Annotated in this window: 11 protein-coding genes; 4 read left to right on the forward strand and 7 right to left on the reverse strand. The window is 58.0% G+C overall.

Annotated elements, in window-relative coordinates:
- Window positions 1-9: 9 nt before the first annotated feature.
- The 5 genes from AC4HNJ_RS16055 to AC4HNJ_RS16075 all read right to left on the reverse strand — a co-directional run bounded on the left by AC4HNJ_RS16055 (window position 10) and on the right by AC4HNJ_RS16075 (window position 4,424).
- Complete coding sequence (locus tag AC4HNJ_RS16055) at window positions 10-570, reverse strand: hypothetical protein (RefSeq protein WP_490480605.1); 561 nt, start codon at window positions 568-570, stop codon at window positions 10-12.
- Between the two features lie 51 nt (window positions 571-621).
- Window positions 622-1,407 carry a hypothetical protein gene (locus tag AC4HNJ_RS16060; RefSeq protein WP_490480606.1) on the reverse strand — a complete coding sequence of 262 codons (786 nt, stop codon included), beginning with the start codon at window positions 1,405-1,407 and terminating at the stop codon, window positions 622-624.
- 95 nt (window positions 1,408-1,502) lie between these two features.
- Window positions 1,503-2,684, reverse strand: a complete 1,182-nt coding sequence (gene tcmP / locus AC4HNJ_RS16065; RefSeq protein ID WP_490480607.1) for a three-Cys-motif partner protein TcmP — start codon at window positions 2,682-2,684, stop codon at window positions 1,503-1,505.
- A gap of 61 nt (window positions 2,685-2,745) precedes the next feature.
- Window positions 2,746-3,492: a DUF5131 family protein gene (locus AC4HNJ_RS16070; RefSeq protein WP_490480608.1), complete on the reverse strand. Its 747-nt coding sequence runs from the start codon at window positions 3,490-3,492 to the stop codon at window positions 2,746-2,748.
- A gap of 56 nt (window positions 3,493-3,548) precedes the next feature.
- Window positions 3,549-4,424 carry a DNA-binding protein gene (locus AC4HNJ_RS16075; RefSeq protein WP_490480609.1) on the reverse strand — a complete coding sequence of 292 codons (876 nt, stop codon included), beginning with the start codon at window positions 4,422-4,424 and terminating at the stop codon, window positions 3,549-3,551.
- Between the two features lie 78 nt (window positions 4,425-4,502).
- Between AC4HNJ_RS16075 and AC4HNJ_RS16080 the strand changes: the two genes are divergently transcribed.
- The 4 genes from AC4HNJ_RS16080 (at window position 4,503) to AC4HNJ_RS16095 (ending at window position 8,963) form a co-directional block, all read left to right on the forward strand.
- Window positions 4,503-5,636 carry a site-specific integrase gene (locus AC4HNJ_RS16080; protein WP_490480610.1) on the forward strand — a complete coding sequence of 378 codons (1,134 nt, stop codon included), beginning with the start codon at window positions 4,503-4,505 and terminating at the stop codon, window positions 5,634-5,636.
- Between the two features lie 281 nt (window positions 5,637-5,917).
- Window positions 5,918-6,835, forward strand: a complete 918-nt coding sequence (locus tag AC4HNJ_RS16085; RefSeq protein WP_490480611.1) for a hypothetical protein — start codon at window positions 5,918-5,920, stop codon at window positions 6,833-6,835.
- Window positions 6,832-7,080 carry a hypothetical protein gene (locus tag AC4HNJ_RS16090; RefSeq protein WP_490480612.1) on the forward strand — a complete coding sequence of 83 codons (249 nt, stop codon included), beginning with the start codon at window positions 6,832-6,834 and terminating at the stop codon, window positions 7,078-7,080. Before AC4HNJ_RS16085 ends, AC4HNJ_RS16090 begins: the two co-directional genes overlap by 4 nt.
- A gap of 380 nt (window positions 7,081-7,460) precedes the next feature.
- Window positions 7,461-8,963 carry a hypothetical protein gene (locus tag AC4HNJ_RS16095; RefSeq protein ID WP_490480613.1) on the forward strand — a complete coding sequence of 501 codons (1,503 nt, stop codon included), beginning with the start codon at window positions 7,461-7,463 and terminating at the stop codon, window positions 8,961-8,963.
- On the opposite strand, the gene AC4HNJ_RS16100 is transcribed toward AC4HNJ_RS16095, so the two are convergent.
- Together AC4HNJ_RS16100 and AC4HNJ_RS16105 are read right to left on the reverse strand one after the other, a co-directional pair.
- Complete coding sequence (locus tag AC4HNJ_RS16100; RefSeq protein ID WP_490480614.1) at window positions 8,960-10,804, reverse strand: J domain-containing protein; 1,845 nt, start codon at window positions 10,802-10,804, stop codon at window positions 8,960-8,962. The genes AC4HNJ_RS16095 and AC4HNJ_RS16100 overlap by 4 nt on opposite strands.
- 165 nt (window positions 10,805-10,969) lie before the next feature.
- Window positions 10,970-15,586 (reverse strand): hypothetical protein, encoded by a 4,617-nt coding sequence (locus AC4HNJ_RS16105; RefSeq protein WP_490480615.1) that lies wholly within the window; start codon window positions 15,584-15,586, stop codon window positions 10,970-10,972.
- Window positions 15,587-15,765 lie beyond the last annotated feature (179 nt).

Raw genomic sequence — 15,765 nt, forward strand, 5'->3', positions numbered from 1 at the left:
CCTGGGCTTTTACGGCCTCGCTGATTTCTTTACGTCCCATGATTCACCTCGACGGTCAGTTTGACCTATCGGGGTGTCCAAGGGGATTAGGCCACTACAGTCATCTATCGCGTTGTATGCATCCGAAAACTCCTTCTTCAAGTCCCCCGCATCTTTGTAGACTTTACTTGTATCGCTTGGCATGTCCTTTTTGAAGAACGCCACATCATGATCCCGTTGGATTTGTTGAATGTCGTAATCGTACTCGTCCACCGATCGCTCAACGTGCCTGAGCTTCTTCCATATTTCCTCGCTGGCTTGCCGTGCCACCTCTGACTTCGCGTGCCTTGCGCTGTTGCCGTCCTTATATCTCTCAAGAATGACGTTGCCGTAGACTGTAGCTCCCACAGAAATGACAAGCACCAATATGGTGATCCATAGTTTTTCCACGACAATGAGCCGCCATTCGTGCTTGCGTTGCTCACGGGCATTTGCGTGCTCAAGGCTCGCCCCATACTCTAAGAGTGCGCGCTCCTTCTCATACTCGCTGTGAAGGCGGTTTTCATCGTGATTCGCTGGTTTACTGGTCAAAATGTATCTCCATAAGGTACACGTTCGCGTTGGGGAGCTCACGACATGGGGCTAACGCCTTTGCCATGCCATGATCTCGACATTCCAGTCGATGAAGCACTTCCGCTTGAGCGTTTCGTACTTCTCCGGCTCGTCCGATTCGTCAAAGAAGGGCCAGAGAATCACCCAGAATCCGAAGAGCACCGCGACGCCTAGCGGCTCAGTATCCTCAAGGACCGCCCAGGCGAAGGGCATTTCATCGTCTTTTCCCGACAGGATTACAGCCATGCGCGGGCCTTGCCAGTACAAGGTGGCCGTCGGAACTGGCGGTGGAGCTATCTGGTTCGAGGTATGCACCTCATGCAGATAGTCCGCGACTTCAATGTCCACCGCCTTCCCTTTCGGTGAATTCAAAAACTTACTTGCCGCCGCCTGACCGTCCAACGCTAGTGCGTGCACCGCCCGCCAAGCGGTAAGAAGCGCGAATGCATCGAGGTAATCCTGATCCACGCTTGACTCGTAATCGTAGTAGGCCAACTTGAACGGCTTCCCCGCGAACTCCAGCAGCTCGACCGGAACAAGAGGCATTTCGTCCCACTGGTCAGGGTTCGAAGGGTCTGGCGGCATCAAAAGTGTCGCGGCACGCTCCTCAATGGCGCTTCCCGCCCCGTTGTCGCACGCCTTACACATGAGGAGGCGCTTTTGAAGATCTTGCGTCGGACCTTTTTGGCTGGACCAATGGAACTCAAATTTCTTTCCGCTCCCCGTCTCGATGCCAGTGACTCGCTTTCGTATAAAGTTGGAAATGATGTGACCGTGAGCGGAGACACTGTTGGTCTTGCAGCAGATGCACGTCATGTGAGAACCCGCCGTAACCTGGAATGGAAGTGTTTCTTCATTGCTGCGCGGCCCTAGGTTTCTGAGCTTTCTTCAGTCGCAAATGATCTGCCGTCTTAGCGCAACCGCTTAAGGCGCTCGCCTTTCCGGCGGTAGTTGACGGCATTTTTGGGGCGTGCTGCCTTGGCATCCAAGTTGGCCAACATGCCCTCTCCGATCAGCTCGCGCAGTGCGGTCTGAAGTTCCGACAGCAGAAATTCGGAGTGCTCGATGAGGTTCGCCATAAAGCGATAGTCGACCACCACCTCGTCGCCAACCTTGGGAAATTGCTGCATCCATACGGCCTTCATATCCACCAAGAGCGAGTGCTGTTCCTGCCTATGCTGATCGGCACCAAACATGTCATCCTGGCCCGTATCGCGAGCGATCTTGTTCAACTTGTGCTGCACTTTAATCTGCGCCTGGTGCTCGGCCGCCTCCTCGGCCTGCTCGCGAAACACCACCAGACCGGTTGCATTGTGCGTCGCGTACACAAGATAAAAAATGATCGTCCGGCGATCGACGTACTCCACGGGAAGCATGGCGGTCCGCAAGGGCGCGGTAGAGTGGTTGGCCGCCTCGACCAGTTGTTGCCGATAGCGACGCATGAGCCGAATGCGTTTGTCTTCGGACGAGCCGGTGGCCGCTTCTTGCCAATCCTTCCCGAATATCGCCGTGAGGTTCTGGTGCTGGTCTTCATGGCCCGTCGCCAGGTTGAGAAAATTCCACATGAAGTTGATCAGGAGTTCGGTGTTCGTTCGCTGCAATAGCGGCGCGAGCACCTTCGGGTCGACGACGCCCTTCCAGCCAAACGGATCGACGAACATAAAGGCAAATTCGCCCGGCTCCAGCCACGCAAGGATCTCGGGGATCGCATTTTCAAAGGGCTTCCGCCACACCTCGGGCGGTGTGATGTTGGACGGGCACCGCCGCACGTACGCATCCAGCTGATCCGCGCGCTGGGGGTCCGCTTCGATAAAGATGGAACGCAATCGAGCGTGCGCGTGGTGTTTGTTCTTGAGCGCGAGGTCACAGGTTGCCATGGTTTTTATGGCAATGCCGGGTGACGTGTCGGACAGGTCCGGAGTCGTCGATTGCCATGGCCCCGCGAAGCAGTCGATGTAGGCGATCTTGGAAAAATGCCGCCCGATGATCATCAGGCAACGCTCCAGATAGGATTCCAAAATGGCGTGCTTGACCTGGGAATGCTCGCGATCGGTGTAGTCGTTCAGAGCTTGCTGGGGTGAGCGTCGTTTCATTCCTCATCCTTGCTGGCAAAACGCTATTGATTGATCGGCGTCAGCGCGCCAATCTTTAAGGTCATCCGGCGGCCACGGACTCGGGCATCCCGTTCCACTGCCGGCCGTCTAGGTCGCGCCCATTGGCCTTCTTGGATCGCCGTTGTCCGTCGGCCCCCCATCCGCCCCATTGTTTGAAGAAGAACACAGCACCCTGCCGCTCACATTGTTGGCGAATGGCGCGCGCCCAATCCGGATGCATTGGGCGCGCTTTCGGGCCGGACTCCCCGCCCACAATCACCCAGTGAATCCCATCCAGGTTAAGTGCGCCCAGATCTTCCAGCAGCGGCTCGCAGGACAGGAAGCGAATCTTGGCCGGAATGTGGCGCAAGGCGTCAATGCGAGGGACGCCGTGGCGACGGTTTTCCACGGATACCCCGAGCCAGACGTTGGAGGGCACGGTTCGCTGGGCGAAATATTGGGCAAGGCGGTCATGCCGCTTGGTGAGGATCTGATACCGGTGCTGCGGCGTGTCGGCAATGACCGCCATCACCTGGTCGATAAAGGCATCAGGGATCCGCTCGTGAAACAGGTCGCTCATCGAGTTGACGAAGTAGATGGTCGGCTTGGCACGCAGCCGCGGCTCGTTCAAACGGTCGGGCAGCAACTTCAAGCGAAACCCTTGCCGGTATGCGTCGACCCCCATGGCTTGGAGTCGCTTGGCCATGGTTTCCGCGTAACAGTGTTTGCAGCCTGCCGAAAGCTTGGTGCACCCAATGGTGGGATTCCAGGTCTGCTCGGTCCACTCAATCCGCGAGGTGGTGGTCATGGCCGTTTCTCCTTTTGTGCAGCATAGCTGGGGGCGTCAATCACCGTGAGGGCTTCTCACGGCTTGCGCCGGCGGGCACGGGGCCGGCTGGTTGAGGGTTTCGCCTCCGCGTTGGTCGTCTTACGGGGTGTACGGGCGGAGGGGCCGCGCCACTGCGCTACGGCGGCTTCCAGGGCGGCAACGCGCCCCGCCTGGTGTGCGGCCGCCTGTTCGGCGTCGCGTAGCGCAGCGCGCAGTGCGTCCTGCTTTGCGGTGAGTTGGGTGACCGTTTTCCCATGCTCGCGTTGGTCGCGTTCCAGTCGCTGCTGGAGGATTTTGAGTTCCTGACGCGCCTGATCCACCTGTTGATGCGCGCGATCCTCGACGACGCGTATGTGTTCCTGCGCCGCGGCATGTTCGGTTCGCAAGGCGGTGAATTCGGCGCGTTGCTGCTCGAGTTGTGCCTGCAACCGATCGCGTTGCTGCCGTAGGTCGGCCGCCTGGACGGTGAGTTGGTCCACTAAGGTCTGGCGTTCGTGCAGTTGCGCTTCGGCTTGCGTCTGTTTGGCCGTGCTGTCAGCTGCTGTCGCTTGGGCCTCGGCCAGCGCGAGCTCCCACAGTTTGCGTTCCTGGGTCAGGTCGGATTGCGCCGCAAAGAGGGCGTTCTGCTCCGCCGTCAGCAGGGCGCGGGCGGTGACCTCGGCCTGTGCGAGGGCCTGGCGCCACAGCTCGGCGCACGCGTGCGCGACCTCGCCCGGCAAGTCCGGCAACAGCGCGTGGCCTTTCAGGCGCTGCGCTAACTGCTCCCACCACTGTTCGAGCAGTTGGCCCACCCGCGCGGGACTGCCGCGCCCCAATTCGAGCCTCACGCGTTCGACCGTCGGCCGTTCGCCGCGTGCAAGCACCGCATCCGCCGCCGCGAAAACCTCGGTTTCGGGTACCCCGATCGCCATGCCCTGCCCCCTCCTCCGATTAGGTATGATAATCAAACCTTATCCGACCTCATCGCTGTTTTTGATACGGTGGACGTAATGAATCGTACGCTTGTTCCGAGAGCGGCACCAGTCGCCCCACTGGACCTGGCCTCGCTCGACGCGGCCAGCCAGGCCGCCGCCGCAGCCTTTGTCGCCGCCGGCACCGCGGCGAACACCGTGCGCAGCTACCGCAGCGCCCTCACCTACTGGGCCGCCTGGCTGCATGGTCGCTACGGAGCGCCGCTCGGCGACGCACCGCTGCCAGCGACGGTCGTGGTGCAGTTTGTGCTCGATCATTTGGCGCGACCCACGGAAGATGGCGGCTGGGACCACACGTTGCCGCTGGCGCTGGACGTGGCGCTGGTCGCAGCCGGCATCAAGGGCCATGCCGGGCCGCTGGCGTACAGCACGGTCAGCCATCGTCTGGCAGTGCTGGCCACCTGGCATCGCATGCACCACTGGGACAGCCCGACGGAAACCGCCACGGTGAAGACGTTGCTCCGTCAGGCGCGCAAGGCGCAGGCGCGGCGCGGCGTCACGGTGCGTAAGAAGACTGCCGTGGTCACCGAGCCCTTACAGGCCATGCTCGCCACCTGCACCGACGGACTGCGCGGCATGCGCGATCGTGCCCTGCTCCTGCTGGCGTGGAGCGGCGGTGGCCGGCGTCGTTCGGAAGTGGTAGGCCTGCAGGTCACCGACGTGCGCCGGCTCGATGCCGATACCTGGGTCTATGCCCTTGGCACCACCAAGACCGATACCAGCGGCGTCCGGCGCGAAAAACCCCTCAAGGGACCTGCCGCCCACGCCCTGGCCGCGTGGCTGGCCGCAGCCCCCGCCGCCACCGGCCCCCTCTTTCGCCGCCTGCATCGCGGTGGCACCGTCGGCACCACCGCACTGACTGCCGATCACGTCGCGCGCATGGTCCAGCGCCGAGCGACCTTGGCCGGCCTCGAAGGTGATTGGGCGGCGCACAGCTTGCGCTCGGGCTTCGTCACCGAAGCCGGCCGCCAGGGCGTGCCGCTCGGCGAGGTGATGGCGATGACCGAGCACCGCGGTGTCGGCACCGTGATGGGGTATTTCCAAGCCGGAAGCCTGTTGACCAGTCGCGCAGCCGAGCTGCTAGCCCCAGCGATCGCAGGTGGGGCGGCGCCGGGGATGGACGGTCAGGCCCCCGAGCCGCCTCCGCCTTGATGCCGCGAGGACGTAATGCGGGCCACGCCGCGAGGATGCGACTTGAGCCTGTGAACGATCCTCGCCGACCTAGACATGGGGTTGCGCTTGGATACGTGCATGGAACGACATAAGCGGCGCTATTGACACCGAGCCGGTCGCATTGCGAGCATTTCGACACTCGGCTTTAGGTTCGCCTTCGCTGAGGTGTTCTGCCGGGAGCACGGAACTGCAGCGCGGTGCCCGACGAAACCCTACAACGCGTTTTCGCGTTGCGCTCTGTTTCGTCTTGGAGAACACCCATGAACCACCGCTCTCATAACAAACCCCAACCATTGCCGGCCAACTTCGCCATGTCACTCGATGGTGGAAGTATTGACGCGCTAGATACAGCTCATGAGCACCTAGAGCTATTTTCTGAGCGAACCCACCTGCTTGGAACCTTCGATCCCTCGTGCATGCGCCATCCGGTGATGCGCGCGCTGTACCATGGCCTTCCCTATATTTTGCATCGCGAGCTCGTCGCGGCAGCCTATTTCGGCGTTCTCCTCGTGGACCCGACGCCCGCCGCGTGGCGTGCGCGTGTGCAGCGCGTGTCTCGTTTGGTCAGCGAGGGAAAATTAGACGGAACCGGCATGCCGAATGCAGCCAATCTGCGCCGAAACAAGGCGCGTCTCCGCCTGGAAGACAGCGCCGCCCATGAGTACGGACTCGCCGACTCACAGGCCATGCTCGATCTTTTGACCCAGCTCAACAGCATGACGCTCCAGCTCGGGCTTTCCTTCGCCGATCTGTGCGACACCCGTGCGTACATTGCCCGTGCGATTGAGGTTGGTGCGCCAAACTGGCAACGCCCTTCAGATGCGGAGCTGGAAGTGTTGGCGACAGGACCGGCCTATCTGGTCGACTACGTTGGCCGGAGCCGGGCGCGAAACGTTGAGGGAGTGGCCTTCGCTGCGTACCAAGACTGGCTCCTTACTGCGTATGAACGCCCGGATGGGACGGTGCGTGCCACTGGCCTTTTCCCGCCGGAGCTTCTTGTGCGTGGATTCGGCACAAAACCGGAAAATGGACCGCCCCGCTCCCCAGATCCGTCTGTCATCGCGGCGCTCACCCATCTGTGTATCGAACACTTCCCCGGCCGCACGGCGGAACTTTGCTTCATGACCACACGACCTGACTTGTCCGATCTGGTGGACATGCTGGAGGACGAAGCATGATCCGCCTCGATGATGAGCTCTTGGTGCCCTGCCCTGACTGCCGGCGGGCCGGCCCGGAGCACCTGGTGCCCTGCTGGGTCGATGATGACGTGTTGCGGGACGCTGGTATCGACGATCCGGCGGATCTGCCGTTGGACTTGCTCTACGAACTCTTCAATCGTGACGACGGCGTCTCGATTGAGGATGTGTGCGGAGATTGCGGTTCCGACTACACCCGTGACGCGGAAGGCCGCATCATCGATTGATCGACGAGCGCCCGGTGATGAGCCGGGCGCTCTACGCTTGACTGTGTAGCCGGCGGTGGAGTCGTGCCGATTTCGTCATCGCATGGAGTATCTTCAGGCCAGCCGCTGGTGGGCTAATCCGAGGGACGGCAGTGTCGGCTACCTCGCGCGCGACGATGGAAGCGGCGCACCGTCCGACCGATGATCCGTTGCGCCGACGATCTCGCCGCTCTTTCAGGCGTTTTTCCGCAATTGCGATGGAAAAGGCGTAGTCATCGCTGGCCGATAAAATTCCTTCCCGCGGCAAAGCGGGCCCACTTATGGGAGAAGGTGCATGAAGGCACGTAAAACGATGCGGTGTGCGGGCTCGCAATGCTTTGACGACAACCGGTGAACACGTCATGGCGCCACATCTCACCGCACACGAACTCGAAGTTCGGATTGCCAGCATGCAGGGCCACATCGTGTCTGCTTTGGCGCCGTACGAGGCCGAGTCAGCCATCTGCTTCTGGCTGGATACCCTGCGAGCGATTGAGGAGATCATCAATTTATGGACTATCGACTGGGAGGACGCCGCCTTCGAACATCAGCTCTTTGCCTTCCCGGTCTTCCAGCTTGCCCTTCACGGTAGCGATTTTCAGATCATTCGCCAACGACTCGTGTCGCGGTTCAGCGAGAAGTTCGCCAACCGGATTTGCAATTTAGTAATTCAGGGGTCTGCTGTTGCGAGCGTATTCGCTGTGCATGGTCTCTTCGAGGCAGCAAGTGGATTCCAGAGCCTGCGCGCGATGATGGGCTACCTCCAATCACGACGGCGTCATTTCGTGGGGCTACTGCAGCTCCTTCCCCATGCGTGCCGTGGCTCAAAGCGGGTTGATCAATTTGACACGATCAACATTTTTCTGCCCATCGTCGAGTGTTATGGCACGGTCATGATGGGGGCCCAGTACAGCTTGATGGAAACGTTGGCCCAGGAGCGACTGGGTATTACCGCTGCCCAAGCTGCCCCACTGCGCATGCTCAGCGCCCTCTACCTTGAGCCGGAACGGGCGCCGATTGTGGAAATGTCCTTGACCCACGAAGGTCGGAACATGCTTGCGTCCCCAGAACCTTTGCTGCCGGATAGGCTCTTTTCAGCGGCGGAACTCCGAAACGACATTCTCTCCATCGAAGCGGCCTACGCTGAATTCGATCTTGGTGGCACGGAATTTACTGCTGCGGCTGCGCTAATACGGCGACTTTCCATCGATCACGTTGATCGTGATTTTTGGATCGCAATTACATCGGATGAACTAAGCACTCTCTTGGATGCAGTAAGTGCCTCACCGGGGCTTCGGGCCGCACTGGTTTGTCATGCGCAAAGCTATATGGAGTGTTTATCGAGCTATGCCCCATTGGTGCATCTCAACGGCCGCTATCTGTCGACCGTCACCCTCTTGAGTCGCTTCGTGTATTTCTGGCGGGCACGGGTCCTGGATCGTCAAAAGCGCTTCCAGATTCGCGCAGGCTTCATTTTTGAAGACGCTGTCAAGCAGGCGTTGGCTAAGCAAGGCTTTGTCATCCAAGACATTGTCCGCCTCAACCGCCAAGAATTCGACGTTGTGATGATTCGTGATCAAGTTATATGGAACGTTCAGTGCAAAAACAATTTCATTGACATCGATCGCGTCGACTCGGACGCCGCTCGGTTTGCGCGTTACAACCACATGCTTGTGCGCTACTACGAACGAGCCTTGGTTAAGGAACGCAACCGCGAGCACCTCCTGAAGGAACGGTTCGCGCTTCAGACCATTCAGCACGTCGTCGTATCAAGGTTTCCTGTCGTTACAGATAACTTGCGAATCGTCGTCTTCAATGACATCGACGAATTTGCGAGCAAGACTGCGGTGTTGCAGGCCCATTAGATAACCAGCCCGCGTACTTCAATTTGGTGTTGCCGAGTCTGCACTACCGCGCCGCCATCTGTCATATAAACAGCTCGGATGGGGTCTCGTGCGACCAACTCTCCGATCTTCGTTCCCGCTGCCGTGAACCACTGAAGGCGCTTCCCCGCGAGCAATCCAAATCCGGTTGGCATGACAAGCAATTGCCCCTGTTGGAAAACATCGTGATGCGCCACGAGGTTTACGTTGTCCTCCATAACATAAAGTCGCGTGGGAGTACGAAAGTACGTATACCGCCCGGCAGTTATGATGTCGCTCGGGCAGGTTCCAATGTCGTACACCACCTCGGGCTGGCCCTCTGGCGACACCAAGATGACTTTGCCCGAATAAGTGGCCAAGTAGGCGCCTCCATGCGGAGCAAAGCGGGCGGCGTACACCCAATCCTGAGGAACGCCGCCTATCATCGTTATCTCCAGCCGGATACCGCCCACCTCCATGACGCTGTCGGGGCCGGTTCGGGCAAAGCGAGTGAGGCTGGCTTCCTCCACGTCCAACGTCGCAGGGTCAATGCCGGTCAGGATCTTGAACGCGTGGTTCAAGGCTTTCATTTTCTCAGTCGCCGACGGATGACCCCCATGTCGGTCTGGATGATTGGCTGACGCCAATCTGCGATAGTGCTGCTTGATGTCTTCGGCATCGACTGGCAGAGACAGACCCAGCACTTGCAACGCATTCTCAATGTCTTCGCTAACGCCAAGGCGTTCGCCCTGCCCTGTGACACGTTTCCAACCGTCTTTGAGGGGCATTACGCGCCCCCACACCGCATGACGTGAAGTCGTACAGCACCACACTTCATCGGCTAACGTGAAGAGGTACCTATCTCTCGATAGGTCAACGTCCACGGCACGCACTTGGGATTTGAATTCTCCCCAGTAATTCGTCTCAATGGTCCTATAGTGATCCACCACGCGAGAATCTGCGCGAAGATCAGATTCCGTCACGGCGTTCAATTGGGTGTCATAGATATGAAGGACTCCGCCGGAATCCATGATGGCGATACCGGGTCCCGCCGTGCCGATACGATAAACATCGTGAGACAAATCTTTCTGCCCAACGAGGACACCGCGCGGATCAGTGCGCCGAAGTCGGCTTCTTACTTCTGGTCGGGCTGCGCTACCACTAGCACGATCAATGAACCAAATCCCGTGGTTGTCGATGGACACGATATCAAAGGCCGTATCGGGACGCTCTTCGCCCAACAGCTTTCGTTCGTCCACGAGCGTCCAAGGAGCGCCATCCGATGTGGCAAAAAGTGGCCTGCTAGGGGAGCTGGAAATCGCCACGCGCGTAAAAGTGTGCTTCTTACCTTCTTTATCCATCTGCGTCACGATGCGATTGAAGCGGCGACGATCAACGTCTCCGACGTGATCAGGGACCTGCGCGAACATCTCCAGACATTGCTTTGCTGCCGCGGCAAGCTGACCGGCCTTGATCCGTTGAAGAATGAGCTTCGTGTAAGCCTTTGCAATGACTTCGCCGGCATAGCCTCTCCGCTGCTCCGGGGAGAGCGCGCCAGCCAACTTGAGCGCCTTGGCGTGCCGGCTTGCCAAGCTTGCCTGAATTACGGGCCCAGCCACCGGGTCGCTGTAGTCCCGATGAAACTCAGTACGGCCATCGACCTCCCACGTCGGCGGTGAAGGTGGTAGCCTGATTTGCAAGGCCCGAGACCAATCAAGCGGTGTCGGTGGCTCACGTCTGCCGGAGCTTCTCTTCGACCGGGCATCCAAGACTTTCAGTCCCTTCGGTGCTTGCGATGGTTTGATCGCGCCCTTTCCGAATAGCTTGGAAAAAAATCCAGACATTCTCTCTCTCCCGACGCCATTTCATCTGCCATGACCAACCGGCCACCTGCATGCCCTGGTGGCTTCCTGTGGCACAAAGCCATGCCCTGCAGTAATCGGCGGGTTTATCAAACATAGACTGTGCGCCAACTTCGAAAAACCTCGTGACGTCGTGAACATGCACGGCTATAGCTTTTTCGTTTTTGCCTTCTTAGCGCTTTTGGAAGTACTGCGGCGTTGAGACACCGCAGTCACAGGTGGCGTGGCTGGCGATGGCGTCCCATCGCTTGGCGCGACACCTGTACTCAATAAGGAGGCCAGCTGTTCCGTGGAGGGTTTTTGCAAGACCTTATGCGTTTGCGATTGTTTCCACTGCCCATCGAACCAGTAAATCGTGGTGTGTGTGAGCCTTCCGCCAAAACCACCCCCGATGTCTCGACCGCCGTACACCGACTTTTCGCCAGCGATGATCCATACGGCTGCCAACTTTTCCCGCTGGAGCATGCTTAGGAAAGCATCACGGTCGACTAATGCGGCTGCCGGACCGGGCTCGTCGACGGAAGGATCCTGGAAGAGCACGTGATCATTGGCATCTTTATAAACAGGGTGACGTCCATTCGCCATATGCAACCCCATTGATACCGCTAACCAAGGCGCAGGAATTTCAACGCTGACCGTGCGATCGATAGAGTAATCGTAGCCACCACGCTCGCACGAGTAGCTGGCCGTCGTTGGGCGAACGAGTATTCCAGGCATGTGCCGTCGACCCGTTTCCATCCAAGGATCTACGTCGCTCAGATCCGGATGCCAGGGATATTCCCCAACATAGAAGCTATGGTCGAGCTGGGCATGCGCCAAACTATGAGGGTCCGTCAGCGTAGTCTTCTCCAACCCCTCCACAAACGTCCTCAAGTCCTTCTCGCGCACGATGACGCTTTGAAGTCTAGCCCACGTTTCGCGTTGATATTCCTTGTGTCCGTCGTGTAGGCCGTGGCCGCGAGCATGCACTAATGACGAGAGTGCCAGCCAGCGCCGCCGTGCCTTGCCATCGGTCAGGTCAATCAGCGGCACCCCATTTATGATGTCAGTATCCGACTCCAGCCACGCCAGCCGCTCGTTGGCTTCCATTGGGCGCAGATTCACTTGCACAGGGACCCACCATGTTCGACGGGAGTCGGCCCATCCATCGTAATGAGTGGCACTGATCAGCAATGAGGGGTCGAGGTCGCGTAATCCTGCTTGTCGTGCCCCTGGATAAGGAACGGACTTACCATCTTGCGGCCAGTGCTTTCCAATGCACGCCAGATTGTCGGCCATCCGCGCTAACAGTTCACGAAATGCAATCCACTGGTATTTCTTACCAATACGCTCGACTTCGTGATCCATGCGTTCACGGGAGTAATGCGCACGATCGAAGCTCGTGAAGAGTTCTGGCGTCCATCCCAAATCGTGAGCACGCTTGCACACCCAGCGCTGTGCCCAGGCGCGATTAAAAGATTCTGGGTTATTGGATCGCCAACTTTGCCCTCGTTCAAAACGCAAGAATCCTTTGGCGCGAATTCGAAAATCTTCCCATTGATCACTGGAGAGAAGAAACTGAAATTTCTTCTGCAATGCTTCTAGCTGGACGATCTCCGGTGTCTGTTGGTAGTCCCGAATCTCCCGTGCCGCGTCATAAGCCTTCAAGAGCGTCTCGAAGGCCGTCTGTTGTTTGCGCGATCCCCACGTCCGGAATTCAGCGAACCACTCATTGAAGATATTCTCTGCATTAGGGAGTGTCTCAGTGCCGATTGGTACCGGACTCCAATCATCCACCTTATAGTCGATCTGATAACGAGCGAAATCACCGTCTTTGACGGTAGAACTGACGATGTCGTCTTGAAAGGTCCCTCTCTCGTGGGTTTCGACATAGCTTTCAATCAGCTCGTCCGGCACGTATTCAATGGGCCATGGGCTCTGATATGGCGGCCGACAGGCCTTGAGGTCGACGTCAGGAGACAGCACTCCTCGCCAATGCGCGTATTCGATGACGCCAAGAGCATGATCACGCGCTAGCGCATCGACGATCGGCTTACCGCGCCGAAATTGAAGCTGATAGACCGCTTCCGCCAACTCCCCCAGTCCCAGTGTCTCCCCTTGCAAAGCGGCGCCGTAGCAGGCGGCCAGCAGTCGCTCCATGACATACGGGTCGTCGATATCATTGAAGTCGTTGAGCATCGTCACGCCCAGCTTGAGGCGAGAGGCTAGTAATGATGCCAATGCCTTGGTCGCTCTGTCGCGAATCGAACGATGAGAGGTAGTAAAGAGCCACGTCAGGATCAGGGCGGCGAGGTACGCGCGCTCCTCTTCGATATAAGCGAAGCCATTTTGAATCGACCAGGTGATGATCGTTTCAATCTCGCCGCAAAAGCCCTTATCACCAAGATAAGTTGACCAGAGGGCATCGCGCTCCGGCATTGGCATCTTTTTCAAGAGCGAATGCAGGTGACGGGCATTGAATTTGTTTTCAGGCTCCGTGCTGACCGATAGCATCAGATCGTTGAGCGCATCTTCGTCCAGTTGGTCTTTCGCAATCTCAAGGGTGCGGTCAGTGAAATATTCCTGTTTGCGCCAAAGCAGGCTATTGAGGAAAGCCTGCCATAGAATCCATTCTTCCTCAGCACAGGCGTCTATCAGCTCTACGCCAGTACGCTCAGGGAGTTGAATTGCCATGGCGTCGATAATTCCCGCGTATTCGTAATTATCATCACCACAGATAAACTCGAATAATCGTGTTCCGGAGGCGAAGGATCCAACGACGTCGTCTTCCTTCAGATGGGTGTCGAGTAAATGCGAGGCGATCGCATGATCACTGAATCGCTCGAAAGTGAAGCGGATGTACTCGACCAAGGCGCCATCGTCTTGCGGGATGGGCTCCACGGACAACACCCCTTCGGCGACAAGCTGAGAAAACAAGCTCTTCTCAAGCGCACCCTGGGAGGGGTGAAGGTCTTCGAAGAAGGCGATGGAGGCGGCTTTCCCGAGGTAGCCACGTCCAGACTTGGCCAATTGATCAGCGAAACCAAGGATTGCACGGGGAACGATCTCATAATTGGGATCCAGTCGCATTCGCTGGTTAATCGCTCGCGTCACGGCCGCGTTGTAAAACGAAAAGATTGACGTGACACCGCGAAGTCCTCTCGGTAGCTCGTGCTTGCCTTCCTTTTCCAGGAAATCACAGCAGGTCTTGAGAAATAGAGGATTGTCGAACTCGGGTAAAAGGCTGGGTGCGCCGGGCCGGACGATTCCCCGTTTGTCCAGATAGAGTGCCGCCGCCCTTCCGGCATCTCCGGCAAAACCCGCATGGTTCACACGATAGAGTGCATCCGTTCCAAGATCGCCGGGAATCACATAGGGCAAGTATGTCGTCCGACACGACACAACGATCACAATTCGGGAAAACGAGGCGGCCATCCTTAGGAAGGCCGCCAACCGGTGTGGCCAGATATGGATGCCATTACGCTCATTGAGCGCGTCGATACAGACAATTGCCCGGGTTCCGACCATCTCGGCCGTTGCATCCAAAGCGCCAAGGAAATGCTTTACTTGTTCCGTCACAGGTCGGTCGAGTTCGCTAAGAAGCTGCCGCCATGGCTCTTCGTCACGCAAACTACTCCCCAAAAACATTAGCGCCGGTCGATTCAATTGCACTTCGTATTCCACGATGTCCGCAAGCAGATGCGACTTGCCTGTGCCCGCATCGCCAGTTAGCAAAATCGCCCGCTGGTTTGCCATCTTCCAACGCTGGCCGGATAAGTCTTCTCGGATATCCGACACGGCGTCCAGTAGCTGTTGGACAGCATGTCGAGCCTGGGAAAAGGGATTGTTATCGCCGCCGCGCATCCCTTCCGGCACGGGCAGCGTGTATAACCATGTCACGAGCGCGGCCGCTGCTTGCCTGCATACCGACGCTGCCACCTCCCATTCGGTGACCGGGTAGTCCTGGTCCAGCGCTATGGGCTCGCGTCCCAAACCCTTGGCAAGGCCGTCGACAGTGATTTGAAGGGCGGTGGCTCTCGATGACGCCTCCTGCACGGGAAGATCATTGATGGCTTTGACAGCCGATTTTCCGCGATCGCTGATTTGAATGAACCAGGCATCGATGGTCCGCTGGAGACTCTCGTCGCGCGACAGCGCAAGAAAATCCTGGCGAATGGGAAGTTCGATATTGGATTCCGGTGTATAGCGCGAGCCTAAAGCACCCTTGGTTTTTTCAAATTGTTCACGAAACCATGCGGGCGTGAATCCGTCTTTGTTAAACCAATAAAGCATCCTTCCGCCAAACTGCGACGCATCGCGTGTAAGGCGACCGATGAGTTCGGTTCTTCCCCAAAGCGTTATGGACAGCGGGAACTTGCGTTTTTGTGCCCCTTTGATCCGCCCCGCCTTCCAGGCCTCCCATTTTTCACGGGCGGTTTTTCCCCTTCCGCTGCGCGCATCAGGCAAATCGAAGGGTAGGCATACGATGTATTCGGTAAGGTGCGGATGCTTTTCAAGTGCCGTCTCGATTGAATCGCCCAGTTGGCTTGCCAAACTGTCGTCCCACTGGAATACATACTTGGCCTGCCATCCTGTCTCAGATCCTCCTGGGTTTTGGCGAAAACATTCGACTCCGCCGTCACCGCCCGGACCTTTGCGAATGAAGATAGCCCCGGGGGCGGCAGGATCCAGTGCCGCCAGTTGGGTGCATATCTCTTCAAAACCCGTGTGCTGAGATCCATCGAGAGGACGGATTTCTTTGAAGTCAATCGTTGGAAGAGACATAGTGTTCAAAGGTCCTGGCACAAATGATTGATCGCCACTTTGGGGTATATTCGATCCAATACATGCAGGTATCCGACGTGCTCACGTTGAAATGAGTACAAGGAATCCCGAAGCTTCGTTGCGCGTTTCTATCAGCTGGTTGTCACCTACCCGTGAAAGAATAGGTAGCCTGGAACGGC

The sequence above is a fragment of the Dyella sp. SYSU CM1112 genome (assembly GCF_058216415.1).